We start from the raw sequence: 26,665 nt of genomic DNA, 5'->3' as shown, positions 1-26,665 counted from the left end.
CCGATGCGTGCCGATCGCGTCTTCGCGTACGGCGCCACCGCCGGACTCCTCGCTGATCTGATCCTGGGCGACCCTCGCCGCGGGCATCCGGTCGCCGCGTTCGGGCGGGCCGCCGGCGCCGTCGAGCGGGTCCTGTGGCGGGACCATCGAGGGTGGGGCGCGCTGCACACCGCCGTGTGTGTGGGAGGCGCCGTCTCCCTCGCCGCCGCGGCCGATCGTCTCGTACGTCCTTCCCGTACCGCTTCCGTCGCTCTCACCGCCGCCGCCACCTGGGCCGTCGTCGGCGGCACCTCCCTGGGCCGGGAGGCGCGGGCCGTCGGCCGGTCGCTGGAGACCGGGGACGTCGAGGGTGCGCGGGAGCGGCTGCCCCATCTCTGCGGACGGGATCCGCAGGCTCTCGACTCCGCCGGGATCGCCCGGGCGGTCGTCGAGTCCGTCGCCGAGAACACCTCCGACGCCGTGGTGGGCGCGCTGGTCTGGGGCGCCCTGGGTGGCGTGCCCGGGCTGGTCGGGTTCCGGGCCGTCAACACCCTTGACGCGATGGTGGGTCACAGGTCGGACCGGTACCGGCGCTACGGGTGGGCCTCCGCCCGCCTGGACGATGTGGCGGGGTGGCCGGGGGCGCGGCTCACCGCCGTACTGGCCGCACTCACCGGTGGTGATCGCCGGGCTGCCGTACGGGCCTGGCGGGACGACGCCGGCAGACATCCGAGTCCCAACGCCGGGCCCGTGGAGGCTTCTTTCGCGGGCGCCCTGGGCGTCCGGCTCGGCGGGACCCTGTCCTACGGCGGGCGGGTCGAGCATCGGCCGGTGCTGAACCAGGAGGGGCGTGCCGTGGAGGTCCACGACATCGAACGGGCCGTTCGGCTGTCCCGTCGGGTCGGTGTGCTCGCGCTCGGCGTCGGTGTCGCCGCGCGGGCCCTGCTGAAGGGGCGCGCCTCATGACACACCTCGGGAGTGGCGGGGCCCTCGGTGGTGGGCTGCTCGTCGCGGGGACCACCTCCGACGCAGGCAAGAGCGTCGTCACCGCCGGGATCTGCCGGTGGCTGGTGCGACAGGGGGTCAGGGTCGCGCCGTTCAAGGCGCAGAACATGTCCCTCAACTCCTTCGTCACGCGGGAGGGCGCCGAGATCGGACGGGCGCAGGCCATGCAGGCGCAGGCGTGCCGGGTGGAACCCACCGCCCTCATGAATCCCGTGCTGCTGAAGCCGGGGAGCGACCAGAGCAGCCAGGTCGTGCTCATGGGCAAGCCCGTCGGGGAGATGAGCGCCCGTGGGTATCACGGGGGGCGGCAACAACGACTTCTCGGGACCGTGCTGGAGTGCCTCGCCGAACTGCGGGGCACGTATGACGCGGTGATCTGTGAGGGGGCCGGGAGCCCGGCTGAGATCAACCTCAGGCGGACCGACATCGTCAACATGGGAATCGCGCGCAACGCCCGGCTCCCGGTGCTCGTCGTCGGCGACATCGACCGTGGCGGTGTGTTCGCCTCCTTCTTCGGGACCGTCGCCCTGCTGTCTCCCGAGGACCAGGCGCTTGTCGCCGGGTTCCTCGTGAACAAGTTCCGGGGGGACGTGTCCCTGCTGGAACCCGGGCTCGACATGCTCCGTGGGCTCACCGGACGGCCGACCTACGGTGTGCTGCCCTTCCGGCACGGCCTCGGCATCGACGAGGAGGACGGGCTGAGGGTCTCGCTGCGGGGGACCGTGCGGGAGTCGAACGTCTCGCCGCCCGTCGGGGAGGACGTGCTCCGGGTGGCCGTGTGCGCGATCCCGCTGATGTCCAACTTCACCGACGTCGACGCGCTCGCCGCCGAACCGGGCGTCGTGGTGCGGTTCGTGGACCGGCCGGAGGAACTGGCCGACGCCGACCTCGTCGTCGTTCCGGGTACGCGGGGGACGGTGAAGGCACTGGCGTGGCTGCGGGAGCGCGGCCTCGCCGACGCCATCGCCCGCCGTGCCGCCGAGGGGCGGCCCGTGCTCGGTGTCTGCGGTGGCTTCCAGATCCTCGGCGAGCACATCGAGGACGAGGTCGAGAGCCGGCAGGGCCATGTCGAGGGGCTCGGGCTCCTACCCGTCCGGGTGCGGTTCGCCCGGGAGAAGACCCTCACCCGGCCCGTCGGCACCGCCCTCGGCGAACAGGTCGAGGGGTACGAGATCCATCACGGGGTCGCCGAAGTCCTGGGTGGGGAAGCCTTCCTGGACGGGTGCCGGGTCGGGAGCGTCTGGGGTACGCACTGGCACGGCTCGCTCGAATCCGACGGGTTCCGGCGGGCGTTCCTGCGTGAGGTGGCCGCCGCCGCGGGCCGCCGCTTCGTGCCGGCCCCCGACACCTCCTTCGCCGCGCTGCGCGAGGAACAGCTCGACCTGCTCGGCGATCTCGTCGAACAGCACGCGGACACCGACGCGCTCTGGCGGCTCATCGAGTCGGGCGCGCCGCAAGGACTGCCCTTCATTCCACCGGGAGCACCCGCATGAGCACAGTGTTGTTGTTGTCGACCGCCGACACGGACCTGCTGGCGGCCCGGGCCGCCTCCGGTGTCTCGTACCGGATCGGCAATCCGACCCGGGTGGATGTCGCGGAGGAGTTGCCCGCGCTCGTCGAGGGCGCGGACATCGCCGTCGTACGACTGCTGGGCGGCAAGCGCGCCTGGGAGGACGGGCTCGCCTACCTCAAGTCGTCCGGTGTGCCCACCGTGCTGCTCGGCGGGGAGGCCGTACCCGACGCCGAGTTGATGGCCGAGTCGTCGGTGCCCGCCGGTGTGGTCGCGGAGGCGTTGCGCTATCTGGTCGAGGGCGGGCCCGCCAACCTCGTGGAGCTGGCCCGGTTCCTGTCCGACACCGTGCTGCTGACCGGCGAGGGGTTCGTCGAGCCGCAGAAGATGCCCGAGTTCGGGACACACGGCTCGTACGCCCGCGAGAGTGGCCGTCCGACCATCGGGGTGCTCTTCTACCGGGCCCACGAGCTCAGCGGCAACACCGGGTTCGTCGACACACTGTGCGAGGCGATCGAGGCGCGGGGCGCCAACGCCCTTCCCGTGTACTGCGGTTCACTGCGCGGAGCCGACGCGGGACTGTACGAGCTGCTCGCCGGCGCGGATGCCCTCGTCGCCACCGTCCTCGCCGCCGGCGGTACGCATGCCTCGGACGCGTCGGCCGGGGGTGACGAGGAGGCCTGGGACATCGGGGCGCTCGCCGACCTCGATGTCCCTGTGCTGCAGGGGCTCTGCCTCACGTCGTCGAGGAGTACGTGGGACGGTTCCGACGCCGCCCTCTCCCCCATGGACGCGGCGATGCAGGTCGCCATCCCCGAGTTCGACGGCCGGCTGATCACCGTGCCGTTCTCCTTCAAGGAGGACGGCCCCGACGGCGTCCCCGTGTACGTCGCCGACCCCGAGCGGGCCGCGCGCGTCGCCGGAATCGCCGTACGGCACGCCCGGTTGAAGTACAAGCCGAACGCCGAGAAGAAGCTCGCCCTCGTCTTCACCGCCTACCCGACCAAGCACTCCCGTGTCGGCAACGCGGTGGGCCTCGACACGCCCGCGTCGGCGGTACGGGTGCTGGACGCGCTGCGCGCCGCCGGGTACTCGCTCACCGAATACCCCGACAACGGGGACGAGTTGATCCACCGGCTCATCGCGGCCGGCGGTCACGACGTGGAGTGGCTGACGGAGGACCAGCTGGCCGCCGCGCCGGCGCGGGTGCCGCTCGCCGACTATCAGGCGTGGTTCGACAAGCTGGACAGCGGGATGCGGGACGGGATGCTGGAGGCGTGGGGCGAGCCGCCCGGCTCCCTGTACGTCGACGGGGACGACATCGTCCTGGCCTCCCTGCGGTTCGGGAACGTCGTCGTGATGATCCAGCCGCCGCGCGGCTTCGGCGAGAACCCGATCGCGATTTACCACGACCCCGACATGCCGCCCTCCCACCACTACATGGCGACCTACCGGTGGTTGGAGAATTCGTTCGGCGCGGACGCCATCGTCCACATGGGCAAGCACGGCACCATGGAGTGGCTGCCCGGCAAGGGACTCGGGCTGAGCGCGGGGTGCGGGCCCGACGCCGTGCTCGGTGAACTCCCCCTGGTCTACCCCTTCATCGTCAACGACCCGGGCGAGGGCACCCAGGCCAAGCGGCGCGGACACGCCACGGTCGTCGACCACCTCGTACCGCCGATGGCGCGCGCGGACACCTACGGCGACCTGGCGAAGCTGGAGCAGCTCCTCGACGAGTACGCGCTCGTCTCCGACCTGGACCCGACGAAGGCTCCGGCGGTGCGCGCGCAGATCTGGACGCTGGTCAAGGCGGCCGAGCTGCATCACGACCTGCATGTGGACGACCAGCCGGACGACGACGCGTTCGACTCGTTCGTCATGCACATCGACGGCTATCTGTGCGAGATCAAGGACGTGCAGATCCGTGACGGGCTGCACATTCTCGGCGGCGGCCCGGAGGCCGAACCGCGCGTGAACCTCGTCCTGGCCGTGCTGCGCGCCTCGCAGGTGTGGGGCGGCACGGCGAACGCCCTGCCGGGGCTGCGGGCCGCGCTCGCCGTTCATTTCGGGCTGGTGGAGAAGGAGTTGCTGGCCGAGCCGGGGGCTCCGGTGAAACTGCCGGTCGAGCTGACGGATCTGGTGGCAGGGCCCTCGCGTTCGGCCGCCGACGCGATCGATCTGCTGGAGCAGCTGTGCCGCCGGCTCGCGGAGGGCATGGAGGAGCGGGCGTGGGACGCCGCGACGGTTCCCGCGCTCGTACGGGACGTACTGGGTCTCGAACTGGCCGATGCCGTAGCGGTGTTGGAGTTCGCGTGCCGTGAGGTGGTGCCCCGGCTGGCCCGTACGACGGACGAGATCACCCACATCCTCAAGGCACTTGACGGCGGTTACATCCCGGCGGGGCCCTCGGGTTCACCCACGCGTGGACTGGTGAACGTCCTGCCGACCGGCCGCAACTTCTACTCGGTCGACCCCAAGGCCATCCCGTCCAGGCTGAGTTGGGAGGTCGGACAGGCACTCGCCGACTCACTCGTGCAGCGCTACCTCGCCGACAACGGCGAGTACCCGACCTCCGTCGGCCTGACGGTCTGGGGTACGTCGGCCATGCGGACCCAGGGTGACGACATCGCCGAGATCCTGGCGCTGCTGGGCTGCCGTCCGGTGTGGGACGACGCTTCGCGCCGCGTGACCGGGTTCGAGGTGGTGCCGGTCGAGGAACTGGGGCGGCCTCGTATCGACGTCACCGTCCGTATTTCCGGGTTCTTCCGGGACGCGTTCCCGCACGTGGTCGGGCTGATCGACGACGCGGTGCGGGCGGTCGCGGAACTGGACGAGCCTGCCGAGTCCAACTTCGTGCGGGCCCACGTGGACGCCGACGCGGCGGAGCACGGTGACCGGCGACGGGCCACGGCTCGGATCTTCGGGTCGAAGCCGGGGGCCTACGGGGCCGGGCTGCTTCCGTTGATCGATGCGCGGAACTGGCGCAGCGATGCGGATCTCGCCGAGGTGTACGCGGTGTGGGGTGGTTACGCGTACGGGCGTGGGCTGGACGGCCGGGCTGCTCGGGGGGACATGGAGACGGCGTTCCGGCGGATCGCTGTGGCGGCGAAGAATGTCGACACGCGTGAGCATGATCTTGTCGACGCGGACGACTACTTCCAGTACCACGGCGGCATGGTCGCGATGGTGCGGCATCTGACGGGGGCCAGCCCCGAGGCGTACGTCGGGGATTCGGCGACTCCCGACCAGGTGAAGACCCGGACCCTGGGCGAGGAGACCCACCGGGTGTTCCGGGCGCGGGTGGTCAACCCGCGCTGGATGGCGGCGATGCGGCGGCACGGCTACAAGGGTGCGTTCGAGATGGCCGCGACCGTGGACTACCTGTTCGGGTACGACGCCACGGCGGGGGTTGTGGACGACTGGATGTACGAGAAGTTGTCGGCCGAGTACGTCTTCGACGCCGAGAACCGGGACTTCATGAAGACATCCAATCCCTGGGCGCTGCGCGGGATCACCGAACGGCTGCTGGAGGCCGCCGACCGCGGGTTGTGGGCCGAGCCCGACGCCGACACGATCGAGCGGCTGCGCGCGACCTATCTGGAGCTCGAAGGCGACCTGGAGGGCGACGACAAGTGAGTACCCCCTTTCCGTTCACGGCCGTCGTCGGCCAGGACGACCTGCGGCTCGCACTGCTGTTGAACGCCGTCTCGCCCGCGGTGGGCGGTGTGTTGGTGCGCGGCGAGAAGGGCACCGCCAAGTCCACCGCCGTGCGCGCTCTTTCGGTGCTGCTGCCCGGCGTCGACGTCGTCGCCGGGTGCCGGTTCTCATGCGATCCGGGGGCGCCCGATCCGGCCTGTCCCGACGGGCCGCACGAGGGCGGGGCCTACGAGACCCGGGCCGCCCGCATGGTCGAGCTGCCCGTCGGCGCCTCCGAGGACCGGCTCGTCGGGGCGCTCGACATCGAGCGGGCGCTCGCGGAGGGCGTGAAGTCCTTCGAGCCCGGACTGCTCGCCGACGCGCATCGCGGGATCCTGTACGTCGACGAGGTCAACCTGCTGCACGACCATCTCGTGGACCTGCTGCTGGACGCCGCCGCGATGGGCGCCTCCTACGTCGAACGCGAGGGTGTCTCCGTACGGCACGCGGCGAAGTTCCTGCTCGTCGGGACCATGAACCCGGAGGAGGGTGAGCTGCGCCCGCAGCTGCTCGACCGGTTCGGGCTGACCGTCGAGGTCGCGGCCTCGAGGGAGCCCGACCAGCGGGTGGAGGTCGTGCGGCGGCGGCTGGCGTACGACGACGACCCCGCCGGGTTCACCGTTCGGTGGGCCGACGAGGAGGCCGCCGTACGAGCCCGGATCGTCGCCGCGCGGGAGTTGTTGCCGTCGGTCCGGCTGGGCGACGGGGCGCTCAGGCAGATCGCCGCGACCTGTGCCGCCTTCGAGGTGGACGGGATGCGCGCCGACATCGTGATGGCGCGGACAGCGGTCGCGCTGGCCGCCTGGGCGGGGCGTACCGACGTGCTCGCGGAGGATGTCCGGCAGGCCGCGCTGCTCGCTCTGCCCCACCGGCGGCGGCGGAATCCCTTTGACGCGCCCGGACTTGACGAGAACAAGCTCGACGAGACGCTGGAGGAGTTCGGCGACCGGAGTCCGGGTGACGGTGCGGGCGACGGTGACGACGAGGATCCTGATCCCGGACCTGACGGGCCCGGGGGCGGCGGTGGCCGGGCACCGGAGTCCGACGGTCCCGAAGACGGTCCACAGGGGGATGACGCCGGTGCGCGGCCCGAGGCCGGAGAGAGCGGGGAACCCCGGTCGTCGGGGGCCGGTGCCGGCGAGCAGCAGCCCGTACGGGCTGCCGAGCCCTTCCGTACCAAGGTGCTGAGTGTGCCCGGTGTGGGCGAGGGTGCTGCCGGGCGGCGGTCGCGGGCGCGTACCGAGCGGGGGCGGACGACGGGGTCCCGGCGGCCCCGGGGAGCACTCAACAAGCTGCACCTGGCGGCTACCGTGCAGGCCGCGGCGCCGCATCAGCGGGCGCGGGGGCGGGTCGGGCGCGGGCTCGTCGTGCGGCGGGACGACCTGCGGCAGGCCACCCGGGAGGGGCGCGAGGGGAATCTCGTGCTGTTCGTCGTGGACGCCTCGGGGTCGATGGCCGCTCGGCAGCGGATGAGTGCCGTCAAGGGCGCTGTGCTGTCGCTGTTGCTCGACGCCTACCAGCGGCGGGACAAGGTGGGGCTGGTGACGTTCCGGGGGACGGCGGGCGATGTCGCTCTGCCGCCGACCTCGTCCGTGGACGCGGCGGCCGTTCGGCTGGAGTCGCTGCCCACCGGTGGGCGTACGCCGATCGCGGCGGGGCTGCTGAAGGCGCACGACGTGCTCCGGGTGGAGCGGATGCGGGATCCGGCCCGGCGTGCGCTGGTGGTGGTCGTGACCGACGGGCGGGCCACGGGTGGACCGGAGCCGGTCGCACTGGCCGGGCGGGCGGCTCGTCTGTTCGCTGCCGAGGGGGTCGCCTCCGTGGTCGTCGACTGCGAGTCCGGGCCGGTACGGCTGGGACTCGCGGGGCAGCTCGCGGGTGAGCTCGGAGGTACGGCGGTGACACTCGACGAGTTGCGGGCGGACTCCATCGCCGGTCTGGTGAGGGATGTGCAGGGGACTGGGACTTCGAGGAGGGCCGCGTAATGCCGCAGGGACAGCCGAGTGTCGTACCGGAGGACGGTCTGACGACCAGGCAGCGGCGTAACCGGCCGCTTGTCGTCGTCCATACGGGCGTCGGGAAGGGCAAGTCGACCGCTGCTTTCGGGCTGGCGTTGCGCGCCTGGAATCAGGGGTGGCCCATCGGGGTGTTCCAGTTCGTCAAGTCGGCGAAGTGGAAGGTGGGGGAAGAGAACGCGCTTCGCGTGCTGGGGGCCAGCGGGGAGGGCGGCTCCGTCGACTGGCACAAGATGGGCGAGGGCTGGTCGTGGGTGCAGCGTGACGCGCAGCTCGACAACGAGGAGAAGGCCCGGGAGGGCTGGGAGCAGGTCAAACGGGACCTCGCCGCCGAGACGTACAAGCTGTACGTGCTGGACGAGTTCGCCTACCCCATGCACTGGGGGTGGGTCGATGTCGACGAGGTGGTCTCGGTGCTGCGGGACCGGCCCGGTAACCAGCATGTGGTGATCACCGGGCGGAACGCGCCCGAGAAGCTGGTGGAGTTCGCGGATCTGGTGACGGACATGTCCAAGGTCAAGCATCCGATGGACGCCGGGCAGAAGGGGCAGCGGGGGATCGAGTGGTGACCGCACCGTGCTGACTCCCCCGCCGACCTCACCGTCGGCTTCCTCCTCCCTGGCCTCCGTGCCCCGGCTGGTCATTGCCGCGCCCTCCTCGGGCAGCGGCAAGACCACCGTCGCCACGGGGTTGATGGCCGCGTTCGCCTCGCGGGGGCTCGCCGTGTCTCCGCACAAGGTCGGGCCCGACTACATCGACCCCGGGTATCACGCGCTCGCCACCGGGCGGGTGGGGCGGAATCTCGACGCGTACATGTGCGGGCCCGAGTTGGTCGGGCCGCTGTTCCTGCACGGGGCGCGCGGGTGTGACATCGCCGTGGTCGAGGGTGTGATGGGGCTGTACGACGGGGCGGCGGGTGAGGGTGAACTCGCGTCCACTGCTCAGGTGGCGAAGTTGCTGCGGGCGCCGGTGGTGCTTGTTGTGGACGCGTCTTCGCAGGCCCGGTCCGTCGCCGCTCTCGTGCACGGGTTCGTGTCGTGGGATCCCGACGTGCGGATCGGGGGCGTGATTCTCAACAAGGTCGCGTCGGATCGGCATGAGGAGATGCTGCGGGAGGCTTTGGATTCGGTGGGGGTGCCTGTGCTGGGGGTGCTTCGGCGGGTTCCGCAGGTGGATGTGCCTTCCCGGCATCTGGGGTTGGTGCCGGTTGGCGAGCGGCGGGGGGTTGCTGCGCAGGCTGTGGCGGCGATGGGGGTGCAGGTTGCTGCGGGGTGTGATCTTGAGGCGTTGATGGGGGTGGCGCGTGGTGCGGGGGCGTTGGCGTGTGGGGGGTGGGATGCGGGTGAGGTTGTGGTTTCCTCGCCCCCGCCGCCCCTACCCGTCCCGTCCCTCCCCCAGAGGGGGGACCCCCACTGGGGGCTGCGCCCCCAGACCCCCCTTTCGGCCCCGAAGGGGCCTCGTCCTCAAACGCCGGACGGGCTGAAGGTGCCGGGCGGCGCCTCCAAAGTGACCGTCGCTCTCGCCGGCGGAGCCGCCTTCACCTTTTCCTATGCCGAGCAGGTCGAGTTGTTGGTTGCCGCCGGGGCCGAGGTGGTCGTGTTTGATCCGCTTCGGGATGAGGAACTGCCCCTCGGGACGCGGGGGGTGGTCATCGGGGGTGGGTTTCCCGAGGTTTTCGCTGCCGAGTTGTCCGCCAACGAGCCGCTGCGGAAGTCCATCGCCGCTCTCGCCCTGAGCGGTGCGCCCGTTGCCGCCGAGTGTGCCGGGTTGCTGTATCTGGGACGGGAGTTGGACGGGCTGCCCATGTGCGGGGTGCTCGATGCCACCGCCCGGATGAGTGATCGGCTCACCCTCGGCTATCGGGATGCCGTGGCCGTGAGTGACAGTTCACTGGCCGTGGCCGGTACCCGGATGCGTGGACACGAGTTCCATCGGACCGTTGTCGAGCCCGGGGCGGGGGCGGAGCCGGCCTGGGGTGTGCGTAGCCCGGTCCGGCGGGTCGAGGGTTTCGTACAGCGCGGTGTGCACGCGAGTTATCTGCACACGCACTGGGCGTCGGCGCCCGGTGTCGCCCGTCGGTTCGTGGAGAGGTGTCTGACGTCATGAGCAGCAGCATCAGCAGGCTTGTCGGTGTCGGGGTCGGGCCCGGTGATCCCGAGCTCGTGACCGTCAAGGGCGTCAACGCGTTGCGCGCCGCCGATGTGATCGTCGTACCCGTGATGGACACCCTTGAGCGGGGGCGCGCCGAGGCGACCGTGCTGCACTACGTGCCCGCCGAGAAGATCGTCCGGGTCGTCTTCGCGCTCAACGAGCGGTCCGACCACGCTCGGCGCGAGGCCGCCTGGGACGCCGCCGGTGCTCGGGTCGCCGAGTTGCTCGGCACGCACCCCGTCGTCGCCTTCGCGACCATCGGTGATCCCAACGTGTACTCGACGTTCACCTATCTCGCCCACACCATCGGGGAGTTGATGCCGTCCGTCGCCGTCGAGACCGTGCCCGGTATCACCGCGATGCAGGATCTTGCGGCGCGCTCGGGGGCCGTGCTCACCGAGGGGACCGAGCCGCTGACACTCGTGCCCGTGACGGCCGGGGCCGCTGTGCTCAAGGAGGCGCTCAGCGGGCCGGGCACCGTCGTGGCGTACAAGTTCGGGCGGCAGGCTCGGGAGGTCGCCGAGGCGTTGCGGGAGAGCGGGCGGATCGGCGACGCGGTGTGGGGGTCGGCCCTGGGGCTGGAGGACGAGTCCATCCGGCCCGCCGACGAGCTCGACGGTGCGCCGCTGCCTTACCTCTCCACCCTCATCGCGCCCGCGCCACGCCACGGCGGCAGGGGCGGCAAGTTGTGAACCACCGCTCAGCCCGACAGGCCCACCACCAGCCAGATGAACGCCACGCCCGCGATCGTGCACAGCACCGTCGAATGGGTGGGGTGGTCGTGGTGGGCCTCGGGGAGGATCTCGGCGGCCGCGAGGTAGAGCAGTACGCCGCCGAAGAGGCCGAGATAGCCGCCGAGCGCCCGTTCGGGGATCGTGAGGAAGAGGGTGGAGGTCGCGCCCACGACCGGTGCCGCCGCGTCGGCGAACAGCATGGCCACGGCCTTGCGGCGGGCGTTTCCGTACAGGCTCGTGATCGTGTACGTGTTGAAGCCGTCGGCGAAGTCGTGGGCGATCACGGCGAGCGCGACGGCGAGGCCCATCCCGCCGCCCACCTGGAAGGCCGCGCCGATCGCGACGCCGTCCATCGCGCTGTGGCCGACCATCGCCGCGGCGGCCGTCAGGCCGACCTGGGGCGCCCGGCCGTCGTTCGTGCCGTGTTCCCCGGTCCCCGTGGCGGCGCCGTGCGCGGCCTGTCGTACGGCGAGCAGACGTTCCACCAGATGGGCCAACAGAAAGCCGGCGACGAACAGCAGCAGGGCGGCCGGTACGCCGAACACCTCCTCGCCGGCCGCGTGCAGCGCCTCCGGCAGCAGGTCGAGGCCGACCACGCCCAGCATCAGGCCGCCGGCCAGGCCAAGGACGAGATGGCGGCGGTCGGTCACCCGCAGTGCCGTCCAGCCGCCGGCCAGCGTCATCAGGAACGCGCCGAGCGCGACGAAGACCGCCATGTGCCCTTGCTATCCGATCGACCCGCCTTCGCGCACCTCCACACCCACCCGCACATCCACTGACAGTTTCTCCATTCCGTAAGAGAGGATCTCGCCCCATGGCTCCCACGGCCGACGTTTCCACTGGCGCTCCCACCGGCAAGGTGACGTTCGTCGGTGCCGGCCCCGGCGCCGCCGATCTGCTCACGTTCCGCGCGGCCCGCGCCATCGCCGAGGCGGACATCGTGATCTGGGCGGCCAGCCTCGTCCAGGAGGCGGTCCTCGAACATGCGCGCGAAGGGGCGGAGATCCTCGACTCGGCGGCCATGTCGCTGGAGGACGTCGTCGCCGTGTACGAGCGTGCCGTGCGCGAGGGCCTGCGCGTCGCACGTATCCACTCCGGCGATCCCGCGCTCTGGGGCGGCACCCAGGAGCAGGTGGACCGGTGTGCCGAGATCGGGATCGAGACCGAGATCGTCCCCGGGGTCTCCTCCTTCTCGGCGGTCGCCGCCCTCGCCCAGCGTGAGCTGACCATCCCCGAGGTCGCGCAGTCCGTGATCCTGACCCGGCTCGGCGGCGGCAAGACGCCGATGCCACCGGGCGAGGAGGTGCGGGAGTTCGCCCGGCACGGGACCACCATGGCGATCTTCCTGTCCGCCGCCCGTAGCGGACAGCTCGTACGGGAGCTGCTGGAGGGCGGTTATCCGACGTCGACACCGGTCGTCATCGCCTACCAGGCGACCTGGCCCGAGGAGCTGATCGTGCGGTGCACGATCGAGACGCTGGAGGAGACGGTCAAGGAGCACAAGCTGTGGAAGCACACCTTGTTCCTGATCGGCCCGGCCCTCGACGCCAGCGGCACCCGCTCGCACCTCTACCACCCCGGCCACTTCCACGGCTTCCGCAAGGCCGACCCGGCGGCCCGCCGGGCGTTGCGCGAGCGAGGGGCGAGTACGTGATCACGGTCATCGGTACGGGGACGGGGGCGCCGCTTCCGCCGGACGCCACGGCCGCCGTCGCCGGGGCCGCGCTGGTCGTGGGCGGCCGACGGCATCTGGCCGCGGTGGCGGCGACGGTGTCGGAGGGCGCCGAACGGGTTGCCCTCGGGGCGCTGGCGCCCGCGCTCGACGCCATCGAGGAGTACGTCGGGAAGGAACGGCCCGTTGTCGTGCTCGCCTCCGGTGATCCCGGGTTCTTCGGGATCGTGCGGGCGCTGGCCGAGCGGTTCGGGGCCGGGCGGCTCGATGTCCGGCCCGGGGTGTCCTCCGTCGCGACGGCGTTCGCCCGGACGGGGCTGACCTGGGACGATGCCGTGGTCGTCAGCGCGCACGGGCGTGCGCTGCGTACGGCGGTGAACGTGTGCCGGGCTCGCCCGAAGGTGGCGGTGCTGACCGGTCCCGGCGCCGGGCCCGCCGAGCTGGGCGCGGCGCTGGCCGGCGGTCCCGGCGATGGTCCGGGGGCGCGTGTTCTGGTCGTCGCCTCGGCGCTGGGTGATCCGGAACTCGAACGCGTCGAGCGGGTCACGCCTGCCGAGGCCGCGCGACGGGACTGGGGCGACGCGGTCAGCGTGGTGCTCTGTCTGGACGAGGCGCGGGCTCTCGCCACCGTCCCCGTCACGGTCGCCGGGGAGTTCGCCGGGCCCGCCCGATGGGCCCTGGACGAGCGGGAGTTCGCCCATCGCGACTCGATGATCACCAAGTTCGAGGTACGCGCCCTGGCACTCGCCCGGCTCGGGCCGCGCCTCGGTGACCTGGTCTGGGACATCGGCGCGGGTTCCGGGTCCGTGGCCGTGGAGTGCGCGCGGCTCGGGGCCGCTGTCGTCGCCGTCGAGAAGACACCGGACGGGGCGGAGCGGGTGCGGGCCAACGCCGCCGCGCACGGTGTCGAGGTGCGGGTGGTGGAAGGAAGCGCACCTGAGCGACTGCCCGCCTCCACCGGCGGACTCGGCGGACTTGACGGACTCGACGAGCCCGACGCCGTGTTCATCGGCGGGGGCGGGCGCGAGTTGCCCGCGATCGTCGCCGCCTGTGCGGTGCGGGCCCGGCGGACGGTGGTGGTCGCACTGGCCGCCCTCGACCGGGTACCGGCCGTGCGCGCGGCCCTCGTCGACGCCGGACTCGACTGCGACGGGGTGTTGCTGCAGTCGTCCCGGCTCGCACCGCTGCCCGGTGAGGTGTCCCGGCTCGCGGCTACCAACCCCGTTTTCCTGCTGTGGGGCACACGCCCCTCGGCGCGTACAGACAGACGTACCGGCAATGAAGGAGTCACCCTGTGATCGGCCTGATTTCCGCGACGGCGGCGGGCGCGGCGGCGCGTGACCGGCTCGCCGCCGCCTGGCCCGACCGTACGCGTGTGTACGAGGGGCCGGTCGCCGACGCCGTCCGGCGCGCGTTCGGAGAGTGCACCCAGCTCGTGTGCTTCCTGGCCACGGGTGCGGTCGTACGACTGGTCGCCCCGCTGCTGTCGGACAAGGCGTCCGACCCCGGTGTGGTGTGCGTCGACGAGGGCGGACGGTTCGCCGTGTCGCTGGTCGGCGGGCATGGCGGCGGGGCCAATGAACTCGCCTGTGCCGTTGGGCAGTTGCTGGGTGCGGAGCCTGTGGTGACCACCGCGACGGACGCCGTGGGGGTGCCGGGGCTCGACACCCTCGGGTTGCCCGTGGAGGGCGATGTCGCGGGGGTCTCGCGGGCGCTGCTCGACGGTGAACCCGTCGCGCTGGAGCTGGAGTCGGCCTGGCCGCTGCCCGCGCTGCCGGCCAACGTCGGGACCGCGACGCCGGGCGACGGGCCGACGATCCGGGTCACCGACCGGCTGATCGACGGCGCCGATGCCGCTTCCGGTGCGGGTGCGGTCGTGCTGCGGCCCCCGTCTCTCGTCGTCGGCGTCGGTGCCTCCAAGGGCGCTCCGGTCGACGAGGTACTCGGCCTGATCCAGGGCGCGTTGGCGGACGCGAGGCTCTCGGTGGCCTCGGTCGCCGCGCTGGCCACCGTCGACGCGAAGGCGGACGAGCCCGGGATCGTCGGGGCCGCCGAGCGGCTCGGGGTGCCCGTGGTGACGTACTCCGCCGACGAGTTGGCCGGGGTCGAGGTGCCCAATCCCTCCGCCGCGCCGCTCGCCGCCGTCGGTACGCCGTCCGTGGCGGAGGCCGCCGCGCTGGTCGGCGGGGGTGAACTCCTCGTACCCAAGCGGAAGTCGGAGCGTGCGGACGGGGCGCCCGCCATGGCGACCTGTGCCGTCGTACGGCGGCCGGGGCGCGGGCGGCTCGCGGTCGTGGGCCTCGGGCCCGGGGCGCGGGACCTGCTGACACCGCGCGCCGAGGCGGAGTTGCGGCGGGCGTCGGTGCTGGTCGGGCTCGATCAGTACGTCGACCAGATCCGTGATCTGCTGCGGCCCGGTACCCGGATCCTGGAGTCGGGGCTCGGCGCCGAGGAGGAACGGGCGCGGACGGCTGTGGCCGAGGCCCGGAAGGGGCAGGCGGTCGCGCTGATCGGCAGCGGGGACGCGGGCGTGTACGCGATGGCGTCGCCCGCGCTCGCCGAGGCGTCCGACGACATCGACGTGATCGGGGTGCCGGGTGTCACGGCCGCCCTCGCCGCCGGCGCGATTCTCGGGGCCCCGCTCGGCCACGACCACGTGTCCATCAGCCTCTCCGACCTGCACACGCCCTGGCCCGTCATCGAGCGGCGGGTGCTGGCCGCGGCCGAGGCGGACATCGTCGTGACGTTCTACAACCCGCGCAGCCGGGGCCGTGACTGGCAGCTGCCCAAGGCGCTCGCCGTCCTCGGCGCGCACCGGGAGCCGACGACGCCCGTGGGTGTCGTACGCAACGCGTCCCGGCCCGACGAGTCCAGCCGTGTCACGACGCTGGCCGACCTCGATCCGGCGACCGTCGACATGATGACGGTCGTGACCGTCGGCAACACCGCGACCCGGAACATCGCGGGCCGTATGGTCACGCCTCGCGGGTACCGCTGGCAGGAGGCACCGCGATGAACCCTCGTCGAGTACTTCCGGGCCGCCTTCCCAACAACTTCACATTCCGTTTCACTTCGCCCATTTCATCCCCTTCACCGTCCGAGGAGACATCGTGACCACCCCGCCGCCCGCCCTGCTCATCGCCGGCCACGGCACCCGGGACGAGGCCGGGGCCGAGGCGTTCCGTGACTTCGTACGGGAGTTGGGGCGCCGCAACCCCGAACTGCCCGTCGCGGGCGGCTTCATCGAGCTGTCTCCGCCGCCGCTGGGCGACGCCGTGACCGAGCTGGTGGAGCGGGGGGTACGACGCTTCGCCGCCGTTCCGCTGATGCTGGTGTCCGCCGGGCACGCCAAGGGGGACATCCCGGCCGCGCTGTCCCGCGAGAAGGAGCGGCACCCGGGGATCTCCTACACGTACGGGCGTCCGCTGGGTCCGCACCCGGCGCTGCTGACGGTGCTGGAACGGCGGCTGGACGAGGCGCTGGGCGGCGGGGCGCGTACCCCCGCCGACCGGGCCGACGTGACCGTGCTGCTGGTCGGGCGCGGCTCCACCGACCCGGACGCCAACGCCGAGGTGCTCAAGGCGGCGCGGCTGCTGTGGGAGGGGCGGGGGTACGCCGGTGTCGAGACGGCCTTCGTGTCGCTGGCGGCGCCGGACGTGCCGTCGGGGCTCGACCGGTGCGTGAAGCTGGGGGCACGGCGGATCGTCGTCCTGCCCTACTTCCTGTTCACCGGGATCCTGCCGGACCGGGTACGGCACCAGACGGAGGGCTGGGCCGCCGCGCACCCGGAGATCGAGGTGCGGTCCGCCGATGTCATCGGTCCGGAGCCGGAGCTGCTCGACCTGGTGATGGAGCGGTACCGGGAGGCCGTGCGAGGGGATCTGCGGATGAACTGCGACTCGTGCGTGTACCGGATCGCGCTGCCCGGCTTCGAGGACAAGGTCGGAATGCCTCAGCAGCCGCACTTCCATCCGGACGACGACAGCGACCACGATGGTCACCATCATGGACAACACTCACACGGGCACTCGCACTCCCATGCGCACTGACCGAGACACCGACGGGCACGACCTTCGGCACCACGGCGACGCCGAAGTGCGTGACGACGGCGCCAGGTTGGTCGACCTCGCCGTGAACGTCCGGGCGGACACCCCGCCGGCCTGGCTGCGTGAGCACATCGCCGGGTCGCTCGGCGGGCTCGCCGCGTATCCCGACGGGCGGGCGGCGCGGGCGGCGGTGGCGGCTCGGCACGGGGTGCCGGCGGAGCGGGTGCTGCTCACCGCCGGAGCGGCGGAGGCGTTCGTGCTGCTGGCGCGCGCCCTGAAGGTTCGCCGGCCGGTGATCGTGCATCCGCAGTTCACGGAGCCGGAGGCGGCACTGCGGGACGCCGGGCACAGTGTGGACCGGGTGCTGTTGCGGGCCGAGGACGGGTTCCGGCTGGACGCGGCGCTCGTGCCCGAGGATGCCGACCTGGTGGTGATCGGCAATCCGACGAACCCGACGTCCGTGCTGCATCCGGCGTCCGCCCTTCTCCGACTCGCCCGCCCTGGGCGGACGTTGGTGATCGACGAGGCGTTCATGGACGCGGTGCCGGGTGAGCGGGAGTCGCTGGCCGGGCGGACGGACGTACCCGGGCTGGTGGTGCTGCGGAGCCTGACGAAGACATGGGGGCTGGCGGGGCTGCGGATCGGCTACGTGCTGGCGGCGCCGGAGACGGTGGTGGAGCTGGAGCGGGCGCAGCCGTTGTGGCCGGTGTCCACGCCCGCGTTGGCCGCGGCGGAGGCGTGTGTCTCGGGGCGGGCGCTGGCGGAGGCGGCGGGGGCGGCGCGGCGTGTCGCGGCGGACCGGGCTCATCTCGTCGCCGGGCTGGCCGAGTTCGGGTCCGACGGGGTGCGGGTGGTGGGGCCGGCGGAGGGGCCGTTCGTGCTGGTGCGGGTGGGGCGGGCGGCTGTGGTGCGGGAGCGGTTGCGGGGGCTGGGGTATGCGGTGCGGCGGGGGGACACGTTTCCCGGCCTGGGGGAGGAGTGGTTGCGGGTGGCCGTGCGGGATCGGGTGACGGTGAACGGGTTTCTGCAGGCGTTCGACCGGGCGGTGATGTTGGCCGGGCGGTGAGTTGTTCGCCCCCGCCGCCCTTACCCGTCCCATCCCGTTCCTGGGGGCTGCGCCCCCAGACCCCCCTTTCGGCCCTGAACGGGCCTCGTCCTCAAACGCCGGACGGGCTGAAATACTTGCGGCGGCGCGCCAGCGCGACCGCTCCCGCGCCCGTCGCGAGCAGTGCCGCCGCTCCGGCCGCGAGGTACGGCGTCGTCGAGCTGCCGCCTGTGTCGGCGAGGCCCGCCTCCGCCGGGGCGCCCTGGGGCTTCACCTTCGACGGCGGCGCTGCCTGCGTCGCCGGGGCTTCGCAGGTCGCCTTCGCCAGGGTCACGGTGCCCTCGACCTCCGCCACGTTGAGGTCCAACGGGTTGACGGACACCTTGAGTTCGAGCGCGGTCGCAGCCGCCGTACGGGTCGTCGTCTCCGTCCGGGACAGGTCCAGCCGCACCTCGCCGACTCCGGGCACCTTCACCTCGACCGGGCCGCTCGGCGTCAGCGTCACCTTCTTCCCGAGGGCCGTCACCGAACCCAGGAGGTTCGCGGAGGCGACCGGCTTCTCCCCCGCCACGCAGGTCGCCTTCGACGTGACCTGCTCCACCTCGATCAGCGACAGAAGGGGAAGGCCGGGCACATGGAGCTTGGCGTGGGCGAGGTTCGTCGAGGCCTCCGCCCTGCCGTCCGCCACCGTCGCTCTGGACTCCGCGACCTCCGCACCGAGCACGGTGAACGGCTTTCCGCCGTCCACGCCGTCCAACGACGCTGTCAGCGCGGTCTGTTCGGCGCTTCGCGGGGCCTGGACCTCGTTCAGGGAGACCGCGAGGGGGACGTTCACGCTCTTGTTGAGGAGCGAGACGTTCAGCCCCGTGCGGAGGACGACCGCGCTCGCGCGGCCCTGGTCCTCCGTCGCGTGGGCCAGGGCCGCGGGACTGGCGGCCAGGGCCGTCGCCGCCGCGACGGTGACCAGACGGCGTGCGGGCAGGCGGAAGTGGTTGGCGTTCACGGTTCGGGGACCCCTCGGAAGAGACACGCTTGAGACCCGGTAAGAATTACGTACCGCGAGTGAACGGTCAGCAATCTGACGAGACTTCACTCCTACGTGAGGTTTCCGCGCAGACCTTCGAATCTCACGGCACGGATGTTCTCCATATTCACCCGGGTCCCCCGCATCACCACGGTCAGCCGACGACCCGCCCGTTCAGTACCACCCGCGACGGCGCCCCCAACACCCGTACGTCCGCCCGGGGATCACTCTCGTACACCACCAGGTCCGCCACCGCCCCCTCCGCCAGCCCGGGCCGCCCGAGCCACTCCCGCGCGCCCCACGTCGTCGCCGACAGGGCCGCGAGCGCCGGGATACCGGCCCTGGTCAGCTCGGCCACCTCCGCCGCGACCAGCCCGTGCGGCAGGGTGCCTCCCGCGTCCGTGCCGACGTACACCGGGATCCCCGCGTCGTAGGCGGAACGCACCGTGTCGTAACGGCGTTCGTGCAGGCGGCGCATATGGGCCGACCAGGTCGGGAACTTGGCGTCGCCGGCTGCCGCCAGGTCCGGGAAGGTCGCGATGTTGACCAGGGTCGGGACGATCGCGACACCGTGTGCGGCGAACAGGGGGATCGTGTCCTCGGTCAGGCCCGTCGCGTGCTCGACGCAGTCGATGCCCGCCTCGACCAGGTCCCGCAGGGAGTCCTCCGCGAAGCAGTGCGCCGTGACCCGCGCGCCCAGCCGGTGGGCCTCCGCGATCGCCGCCTCGACCTCCGCACGCGGCCAGCAGGCGGAGAGGTCGCCGGTGCCGCGGTCCAGCCAGTCCCCCACCAGCTTGACCCAGCCGTCGCCGCGCCGGGCCTCCTGGGCGACGTACGCCACCAGGTCGTCGGGCTCGATCTCGTGTGCGAAGCCCCGGATGTAGCGGCGGGTCCGGGCGATGTGACGACCCGCCCTGATGATCTTCGGCAGGTCCTCGCGGGCGTCGGTCCAGCGGGTGTCCGACGGTGACCCGGCATCCCGGATGAGGAGGGTTCCGGCGTCCCGGTCGGTCAGCGCCTGCTTCTCCGCCGTGTCCTCGGGAACCGGACCGTGCGGTCCCAGGCCCACATGACAGTGCGCGTCGACCAGACCGGGCAGCGCCCAGCCCTCCACCGTGCGGATGTCACGGGCGCCGGACGGGCGGTCGTACGTGATCCTGCCGCCGACCACCCACAGCTCGTCCCGGGTCTCCTCCGGGCCGACCAGCACCCGCCCCTTCACCCGCAGCACCGTCTGATCGCTCATGGACGGCACCTTAGTTCGGCGGCTGCGGTCTCTGCCCCTCCGCCTCCGCCTCTTCCTCCACGTCCGCCATCGCCGGGTCCAGCAGCCGGGAGAGGAAGTGCCGGGTGCGTTCGTGGGAGGGGTTGCCGATGACCTGCGCCGGGGCGCCGTCCTCGACGATCACTCCGCCGTCCATGAAGACGACCCGGTCGGCGACCTCGCGGGCGAACGTCATCTCGTGCGTGACGACCATCATCGTCATGCCCTCGTTCGCCAGCCTGCGCATCACCGCCAGGACGTCCCCCACCAGTTCGGGGTCGAGCGCCGACGTCGGCTCGTCGAACAGCATGACCTCCGGGCCCATCGCCAACGCCCGCGCGATGGCGACCCGTTGCTGCTGGCCGCCGGAGAGGGAGGAGGGGTACGCGTTCGCCTTCTCGGACAGGCCGACGCGCTCCAGGTTCTCCGCGGCCACACGCGCCGCCTGCGCCTTGTCCCGCTTCAGTACCCGGCGCTGCGGAAGCGTCAGGTTCTCCGTCACCGTCAGATGCGGGAAGAGGTTGAACTGCTGGAAGACCATGCCGATACGGCGGCGGACCTCGTCGATGTCGACGTCCGGGTGGGTGACCTCCGTACCGCCGACGAAGACCTGGCCCTTCGTCGGTTCCTCCAGCAGGTTCACACAGCGCAGGAGGGTCGACTTGCCGGAGCCGGACGGGCCGATCACGCACACGACCTCGCCCTGTCCGATCTCCAGGTCGATACCGCGCAGCACCTCGTTGTCGCCGAACGACTTGTACAGGTCCCGGACCTGGATCTCCGGCACGCTCGTGTCCTTGACGCTCGCGTCCTTGATGCCGTCGCTCATCGCGTCGCCTCCCCCGCCTTCGTCTCCAGCCGTCGTACGACGAAGCCCAGCGGCACCGTCACCAGCAGATAGCACAGGCCCGCCACCAGGATCGGCGTGGAGTTGGCGGTCTGGCTGGCGAGGTCGCGGCCGTACTTGGCCAGTTCGCGTTCCTCCAGGGTGACGCCGAGGAACAGCACCAGCGAGGAGTCCTTGAACAGGAGCACCAACTCGTTGGTGAGCGGCGGGATCACGATACGGAACGCCTGCGGGATGACGATCGAGACCATCGCCCACGTATGCGAGAAGCCCAGTGAACGGGCCGCCTCCATCTGCCCCTTGGGCACCGCCTGGATGCCCGCGCGGATCGTCTCCGCCATGTACGCGGCCGACACCAGGCCGAGTGCCAGCGCGACCTTGCCGTACGTCCCGCCGGGGATCTCCGTGCCGGGGAAGGCGAGGGGTACCGCCACGCCCACGAAGATGAAGATCAGCAGGGCGGGCAGACCGCGGAAGATCTCGATGTAGATGCCCGCGACCCAGCGGTAGGGGCCCACCGGCGACAGCCGCATCAGGGCGACGACCATCCCCAGCACCAGGCCGAAGACGAAGCCCGAGAGGGTGTAGAGGACGGTGTTCTTGAGGGCCAGCGTGATGATCTCCGGGAACATCTGCTTGGCCAGGTCCGCCTGCGCGAACTGGTTCTTCAGACGGGCCCAGTCGGCCGACACCGCGAGGGCGACGACGGCCGCGACGAACAGCGCGTACTGGGCGCCACGGGACAGCGCCCGCTTCTGGGTACGGCTCAACCCCTGCCTGCGGGGCTGCACCTGCTTCGCGGAGGCGTCGGTCATGACGCGGACGGAGCGGCCGCGGACTCGTCGTACGGGCCGATCCACTGCTCGTACAGCTTCTTGTACGTGCCGTCGGCCTTCGCGTCGGTGATCGCCTTGTTGATGGCGGCGAGCAGCTTGGTGTTGCCCTTCTTCACCGTGAAGCCGTACTGCTCACCGGTGTTGAGGTTGTCCACCACCTTGAAGGCGTCGGCGTTGGCCTTGTCCTTGAGCCAGCCCTGGACCACCGGGTAGTCGATGATCACGGCGTCCACCTGGCCGGTGCGCAGGCCGTTGAGGACGGCGTCGGAGGACTCGAAGGAGACGGGGTCGAGATTCTTGCCCTTGGCGTAGTCCTCGCCGGTCGTCTGCGCCTGGGCGCCGACCTTCTTGTCCTTGAGGCCGGCGAAAAAGGTGATGCCGCTCTTCTTGTCGACGAGGACGGCCTGGGTCGCGTCGAAGTAGGGGTCGGAGAAGTCGACGTTCTTCTTGCGCTCCTCGGTGATGGTCATGCCGGCCGCGCCGAGATCGCACTGGTCCGCGTTGAGGAAGGCGCCCGTCTTGAAGTTCTCGAAGGGCGTGTCGAGGATCTTCTGCTTCACACCGAGGTTCTTGGCGACGAGGTCGACGAGCGACACGTCGAAGCCCTGCACCTTGCCGTCGATCTCCGACTGGAAGGGCGGGTAGGGCAGGTGCGTACAGACGGTGAGTTGGCCGCCCTTGACGACTTCGACCCCGCCCGCGGCGGTCTTCGAGGCGCCGCCCCCGTCGTCGCCCGAGGAGCAGCCGGCCACGAGCAGGAGCCCGGCCGTCGCGGTGGTGGCGGCCAGGATGCGGGACCGTCGTCCGAGGACCGTGTTCACGGGGACCTCCTGTGGGGGGACTGTGAGTTCTGATTATAAGGAGACGTTTGACTATCTCAAATCATTCCCATGGTTGTGGCGCCATGTGACCTGTGGTTTTGAGGTGATGTGACCTCGCATCCCGCCGACCCGGGGGTCAGGACGGTCTCCGGGGACCACCGGGGATCTCCGGTTAGTCTCGACCCGACTCATCTGCCCCGCGATCCGAAGAGAGCACCTCCGTGACCACGCACCCCTTCCTGGACCTGGCGCCACTGACCGCCGCGCGTTTCGCGTCGATCGAGGACCGCGTGGCGCGGCTGCTCTCCACCGAGCAGGACGTCGTGATCATGCAGGGCGAGGCGCTGCTGCCCCTCGAAGGAGCGATCAGGGGGACGGCCGGCCCGGGCACGACCGCCCTCAACATCGTCACGGGCCCCTACGGGCAGACGTTCGGCGACTGGCTGCGCGACTGCGGCGCCACGGCCGTCGATCTCTCGGTGCCCTTCCACGCGGCGGTCACGGCCGAGCGGATCCGGGAGGCGTTCGCCGAGCACCCGGAGATCGACTTCGTCTCCCTGGTGCACGCGGAGGCGGCGACCGGCAACACCAACCCGGTCGCCGAGATCGGCGAGGCGGTACGGGAACACGGCGCCCTCTTCTACCTCGACGCCGTCGCGTCGGTGGGCGCCGAGCCGGTGCTGCCGGACGCGTGGGGTGTCGACCTGTGCGTGATCGGGGCACAGAAGGCGATGGGCGGGCCGGCCGGGGTGTCGGCGGTGTCGGTGAGCGAGCGGGCGTGGGCGCGAATGGCGGCGAACCCGGGGGCGCCGCGACGGTCGTACCTCTCCCTGCTGGACTGGAAGGAGCGGTGGCTCGACGGCGGCCGGCGCACCCTCCCGCACGCTCCCGCCCAACTGGAGATGCTCGCGCTGGAGGCGTGTGTCGAGCGGATCGAGACGGTGGGGCTCGACACGGTGATCGCCCGGCACGCCACCGCGGCATCGGCCACCCGTGCGGGGGTTCTCGCCCTGGGCGGCGGCCTTGAGCCGTATGTGCACGAGGCCGGGGACGCGGCGCCGGTCGCCACGACCCTGCGGACGCCCTCCGGAGTCACCGCGTCGGAGCTGGTCGCGAGCGCACTGGCCGTCGATCCGGCGCTGCCGCTCGCGGCGGGCGGGGGCGCGCTGGCCAAGGAGATGATCCGGGTCAACCACTACGGGCCGGACGCGACGCGGGAGGCGGTGCTCGGGAGTCTGGTCGCACTGGGCACGGCACTGGCGGACCGGGGCCTGACGGTGGACATCGACGGATGCCGACGCGCCGTCGAGAATTCCCCGCGCTCCCCGTATTCCTCGTAAATGCACGATGAATTAGAGTAATCCAGGAGAGGGAATCAGAGGACAGCTTCCCGTTTTCTTCTGCCCGCTTTTCATCGACCTAAACGCAAAGATTTCGCGAACGAATCAAGTGAATTGCGTGAGTGTGACACACTCAACAATGTGCCCGCTTTGTCTGACTATTTACTGGACAAAGCGGGCTTTCCTCTGCCCGCTCGTTAACATATTCAGCGCCCGCACGTAACCCCGACCGGCGATGCATTTTTGATTTTCTCTCGGTAAGTTCAATTTGCATGAGTGCCGTACGGACAGACCTGCAAATAGACCTCCCGGTGATTGCCGACGGGGCCGCGCTGTGGCGGATCGCCAGGGACTCGAAGGTTCTCGACCTCAACTCGTCGTACAGCTATCTGCTGTGGTGCCGGGACTTCGCCGCCACCTCGGCCGTCGCCCGGGACACCGACGGGAACCCGGTCGGCTTCGTCACCGGGTACGTCCGGCCGGACCGGCCGGGCACCCTGCTGATCTGGCAGGTGGCCGTCGACGCCGACCACCAGGGGCGTGGGCTCGCCGCCGCGCTGCTCGACGGGCTGACCCGGCGGGTCGGCGCCGAGCGGGGGCTCACCGTTCTCGAAACCACCATCACGCCGGGCAACACCGCCTCCGAGCGGCTGTTCGCCTCGTTCGCGGAACGCCACGGCGCCACCGTCGAGCGCGAGGTGCTGTTCGACGCGGGCCTGTTCCCGAGCGAGCCGGCGGAGCCGCTCGCCCAACAGGGCCGGTCCGTCCCGCCCGACCTGCACGAACCCGAGGTCCTGTACCGCATCGGTCCCCTCTCCTGGCCTTCGGAGCTTCCCGAGTTCCCAGACTTCTCCGGCTGACTCACCCCCCACACCAAGGAGTTCACCGCCGTGACCATCACCCAGCCCGACCTGAGCGTCTTCGAGACCGTCGAGTCCGAGGTCCGCAGCTACTGCCGCAGCTGGCCCGCCGTCTTCGACCGTGCGCAGGGCAGCCGTATGTACGACGAGGACGGCCATGCCTACCTCGACTTCTTCGCCGGCGCCGGATCACTCAACTACGGCCACAACAACCCCGTACTCAAACGGGCGTTGATCGACTATCTGGAACGGGACGGCGTCACCCACGGGCTCGACATGTCGACCGCCGCCAAGCGCGCGTTCCTGCAGTCCTTCCAGGACCTGGTGCTGCGGCCCCGCGAACTGCCGTACAAGGTCATGTTTCCGGGCCCGACGGGTACCAACGCCGTCGAGGCGGCGCTGAAGCTGGCGCGGAAGGTGAAGGGACGCGAGTCCATCGTCTCCTTCACCAACGCCTTCCACGGGATGTCCCTCGGGTCGCTCGCCGTGACCGGCAACGCCTTCAAGCGGGCCGGTGCGGGCGTTCCGCTGGTGCACGGCACCCCGATGCCCTTCGACAACTACTTCGAGGGGACCGTCCCCGACTTCCTGTGGTTCGAGCGGCTGTTGGAGGACCAGGGCTCCGGCCTCAACAAGCCGGCCGCCGTGATCGTGGAGAGTGTGCAGGGCGAGGGCGGTATCAACGTGGCCCGCCCGGAGTGGCTGCAGGCGCTCGCCGACCTGTGCGCACGGCAGGACATGCTGCTGATCGTCGACGACATCCAGATGGGCTGCGGGCGGACGGGTGCCTTCTTCTCCTTCGAGGAGGCGGGCATCGTGCCCGACGTCGTCACCGTGTCCAAGTCCATCAGCGGGTACGGACTCCCCATGTCCCTCTGCCTGTTCAAACCCGAGCTGGACATCTGGGAGCCGGGCGAGCACAACGGCACGTTCCGCGGCAACAACCCGGCGTTCGTGACGGCCGCCGCCGCGCTGGAGACGTACTGGTCCGACGGCTCCGCCATGGAGAAGCAGACGCTCGCCCGCGGTGAGCAGGTCGAGGAGGCGCTGATCTCCATCACCGAGGAGAACCTCGCCGACGTCAAGGAGTACCGGGGCCGGGGTCTGGTGTGGGGCATGGAGTTCCACGAGAAGGCGCGTGCGGGGCGGGTCGCGCGGCGGGCCTTCGAACTCGGGCTGCTCATCGAGACGTCCGGCCCGGAGAGCGAGGTCGTGAAGCTGCTGCCGGCGCTCACCATCACGCCCGAGGAACTCGACGAGGGCCTGCGGATCGTCGCCCGCGCGGTGCGCGAGACCGTCGTGACCATCTGAACACCCGCACACCTGCACACCTGACTGAGCTTCTGTCTGAACTTCTGACCGAACCATTTGCGAAAGGGGTTGTTGAGCGCTGTGATCGTCCGTTCGTTCAAGGACATCGAAGGCACCGACCGGCATGTGAAGGCGGAGTCCGGTACCTGGGAGAGCAAACGCATCGTCCTCGCCAAGGAACGGGTCGGCTTCTCGCTCCACGAGACCGTCCTCTACGCGGGCACGAAGACGTCGATGTGGTACGCGAACCATGTCGAGGCGGTCGTGTGCGTCGAGGGCGAGGCCCTGCTGACCGACGACGAGACCGGGCGGACGTACACGATCACCCCCGGCACCATGTACCTCCTCGACGGCCACGAGCGGCACACCATGCGGATCAAGGAGGACTTCCGCTGTCTGTGCGTCTTCAACCCGCCCGTGACCGGCCGCGAGGACCACGACGAGAACGGCGTCTACCCCCTGCTGACGGAACCCGAGCCCGACTTCGACCCCGAGGAGGTCTGACACCC

Annotated in this window: 22 protein-coding genes; 16 read left to right on the top strand and 6 right to left on the bottom strand. The window is 71.1% G+C overall.

Annotated elements, in window-relative coordinates; translation table 11 throughout:
* The first annotated feature begins 3 nt into the window (after window positions 1–3).
* The 7 genes from PV734_RS37270 to cobI are packed head-to-tail and all read left to right on the top strand — an operon-like array spanning window position 4 to window position 11,048.
* Entirely contained in the window at window positions 4–945 is a 942-nt protein-coding gene (locus tag PV734_RS37270) for a cobalamin biosynthesis protein (protein WP_319093827.1), read from the top strand.
* Window positions 942–2,477 carry a cobyric acid synthase gene (locus tag PV734_RS37265; protein ID WP_319093826.1) on the top strand — a complete coding sequence of 512 codons (1,536 nt, stop codon included), beginning with the start codon at window positions 942–944 and terminating at the stop codon, window positions 2,475–2,477. The genes PV734_RS37270 and PV734_RS37265 overlap by 4 nt, the downstream gene beginning before the upstream one ends.
* Window positions 2,474–6,130, top strand: coding sequence for a cobaltochelatase subunit CobN (gene cobN, locus PV734_RS37260; protein ID WP_319293832.1), 3,657 nt, complete (start codon window positions 2,474–2,476; stop codon window positions 6,128–6,130). Before PV734_RS37265 ends, cobN begins: the two co-directional genes overlap by 4 nt.
* Window positions 6,127–8,175, top strand: coding sequence for a putative cobaltochelatase (locus tag PV734_RS37255; RefSeq protein WP_319293830.1), 2,049 nt, complete (start codon window positions 6,127–6,129; stop codon window positions 8,173–8,175). The genes cobN and PV734_RS37255 overlap by 4 nt, the downstream gene beginning before the upstream one ends.
* Window positions 8,175–8,774 (top strand): cob(I)yrinic acid a,c-diamide adenosyltransferase, encoded by a 600-nt coding sequence (gene cobO / locus PV734_RS37250; RefSeq protein WP_319293828.1) that lies wholly within the window; start codon window positions 8,175–8,177, stop codon window positions 8,772–8,774. Before PV734_RS37255 ends, cobO begins: the two co-directional genes overlap by 1 nt.
* A 7-nt stretch (window positions 8,775–8,781) precedes the next feature.
* Window positions 8,782–10,311 carry a cobyrinate a,c-diamide synthase gene (locus PV734_RS37245; RefSeq protein WP_319093822.1) on the top strand — a complete coding sequence of 510 codons (1,530 nt, stop codon included), beginning with the start codon at window positions 8,782–8,784 and terminating at the stop codon, window positions 10,309–10,311.
* Window positions 10,296–11,048, top strand: a complete 753-nt coding sequence (cobI, locus tag PV734_RS37240; RefSeq protein WP_319093821.1) for a precorrin-2 C(20)-methyltransferase — start codon at window positions 10,296–10,298, stop codon at window positions 11,046–11,048. The genes PV734_RS37245 and cobI overlap by 16 nt, the downstream gene beginning before the upstream one ends.
* Before the next feature lie 8 nt (window positions 11,049–11,056).
* Here cobI and PV734_RS37235 read toward each other — a convergent pair whose 3' ends face one another.
* On the bottom strand, window positions 11,057–11,806 hold the full coding sequence (locus PV734_RS37235; RefSeq protein WP_319093820.1) for a ZIP family metal transporter: 750 nt from the start codon (window positions 11,804–11,806) through the stop codon (window positions 11,057–11,059).
* Window positions 11,807–11,904: 98 nt separating this feature from the next.
* Here PV734_RS37235 and cobM point away from each other — a divergent pair, with 98 nt between their 5' ends.
* From cobM to cobC, 5 genes are all read left to right on the top strand, one after another.
* A complete protein-coding gene (gene cobM / locus PV734_RS37230; protein WP_319093819.1) occupies window positions 11,905–12,744 on the top strand; it encodes a precorrin-4 C(11)-methyltransferase in 840 nt (279 codons plus the stop codon).
* Window positions 12,741–14,060 carry a precorrin-6y C5,15-methyltransferase (decarboxylating) subunit CbiE gene (gene cbiE / locus PV734_RS37225; RefSeq protein WP_319093818.1) on the top strand — a complete coding sequence of 440 codons (1,320 nt, stop codon included), beginning with the start codon at window positions 12,741–12,743 and terminating at the stop codon, window positions 14,058–14,060. The genes cobM and cbiE overlap by 4 nt, the downstream gene beginning before the upstream one ends.
* Complete coding sequence (gene cobJ / locus PV734_RS37220; protein WP_319293825.1) at window positions 14,057–15,778, top strand: precorrin-3B C(17)-methyltransferase; 1,722 nt, start codon at window positions 14,057–14,059, stop codon at window positions 15,776–15,778. Before cbiE ends, cobJ begins: the two co-directional genes overlap by 4 nt.
* A gap of 94 nt (window positions 15,779–15,872) precedes the next feature.
* Window positions 15,873–16,811 (top strand): sirohydrochlorin chelatase, encoded by a 939-nt coding sequence (locus PV734_RS37215; protein WP_319093816.1) that lies wholly within the window; start codon window positions 15,873–15,875, stop codon window positions 16,809–16,811.
* Window positions 16,801–17,874, top strand: a complete 1,074-nt coding sequence (gene cobC, locus PV734_RS37210; protein ID WP_319293824.1) for an Rv2231c family pyridoxal phosphate-dependent protein CobC — start codon at window positions 16,801–16,803, stop codon at window positions 17,872–17,874. Before PV734_RS37215 ends, cobC begins: the two co-directional genes overlap by 11 nt.
* A 91-nt stretch (window positions 17,875–17,965) precedes the next feature.
* On the opposite strand, the gene PV734_RS37205 is transcribed toward cobC, so the two are convergent.
* The 5 genes from PV734_RS37205 to PV734_RS37185 form a co-directional block, all read right to left on the bottom strand.
* Window positions 17,966–18,856, bottom strand: coding sequence for an SCO1860 family LAETG-anchored protein (locus PV734_RS37205; protein WP_319293821.1), 891 nt, complete (start codon window positions 18,854–18,856; stop codon window positions 17,966–17,968).
* Between the two features lie 175 nt (window positions 18,857–19,031).
* On the bottom strand, window positions 19,032–20,123 hold the full coding sequence (locus PV734_RS37200; protein ID WP_319293819.1) for an amidohydrolase family protein: 1,092 nt from the start codon (window positions 20,121–20,123) through the stop codon (window positions 19,032–19,034).
* 10 nt (window positions 20,124–20,133) lie between these two features.
* A complete protein-coding gene (locus PV734_RS37195; RefSeq protein ID WP_319093812.1) occupies window positions 20,134–20,970 on the bottom strand; it encodes an amino acid ABC transporter ATP-binding protein in 837 nt (278 codons plus the stop codon).
* The gene (locus PV734_RS37190) at window positions 20,967–21,803 is read right to left on the bottom strand and encodes an amino acid ABC transporter permease (RefSeq protein ID WP_319093811.1); all 837 of its coding nucleotides are present in this window, start codon (window positions 21,801–21,803) and stop codon (window positions 20,967–20,969) included. Before PV734_RS37190 ends, PV734_RS37195 begins: the two co-directional genes overlap by 4 nt.
* Window positions 21,800–22,645, bottom strand: a complete 846-nt coding sequence (locus PV734_RS37185) for a transporter substrate-binding domain-containing protein (protein ID WP_319293817.1) — start codon at window positions 22,643–22,645, stop codon at window positions 21,800–21,802. The genes PV734_RS37190 and PV734_RS37185 overlap by 4 nt, the downstream gene beginning before the upstream one ends.
* A 221-nt stretch (window positions 22,646–22,866) precedes the next feature.
* On the opposite strand from PV734_RS37185, the gene PV734_RS37180 reads away from it, so the two are divergent.
* The 4 genes from PV734_RS37180 to PV734_RS37165 all read left to right on the top strand — a co-directional run bounded on the left by PV734_RS37180 (window position 22,867) and on the right by PV734_RS37165 (window position 26,660).
* Window positions 22,867–23,985 (top strand): pyridoxal-phosphate-dependent aminotransferase family protein, encoded by a 1,119-nt coding sequence (locus PV734_RS37180; RefSeq protein WP_319293816.1) that lies wholly within the window; start codon window positions 22,867–22,869, stop codon window positions 23,983–23,985.
* Between the two features lie 272 nt (window positions 23,986–24,257).
* Window positions 24,258–24,845, top strand: a complete 588-nt coding sequence (ectA, locus tag PV734_RS37175) for a diaminobutyrate acetyltransferase (RefSeq protein WP_319093808.1) — start codon at window positions 24,258–24,260, stop codon at window positions 24,843–24,845.
* A gap of 30 nt (window positions 24,846–24,875) precedes the next feature.
* On the top strand, window positions 24,876–26,156 hold the full coding sequence (ectB, locus tag PV734_RS37170) for a diaminobutyrate--2-oxoglutarate transaminase (RefSeq protein WP_319293814.1): 1,281 nt from the start codon (window positions 24,876–24,878) through the stop codon (window positions 26,154–26,156).
* Window positions 26,157–26,237: 81 nt separating this feature from the next.
* Window positions 26,238–26,660: an ectoine synthase gene (locus PV734_RS37165; protein ID WP_319093905.1), complete on the top strand. Its 423-nt coding sequence runs from the start codon at window positions 26,238–26,240 to the stop codon at window positions 26,658–26,660.
* Window positions 26,661–26,665: the final 5 nt, after the last annotated feature.

The organism is Streptomyces sp. AK08-02, from assembly GCF_033795085.1.
Lineage (GTDB): Bacteria > Actinomycetota > Actinomycetes > Streptomycetales > Streptomycetaceae > Streptomyces > Streptomyces echiniscabiei.
Note: the sequence above shows the minus strand (reverse complement) of the source record. Positions and strands in the feature narration are given on the sequence as shown.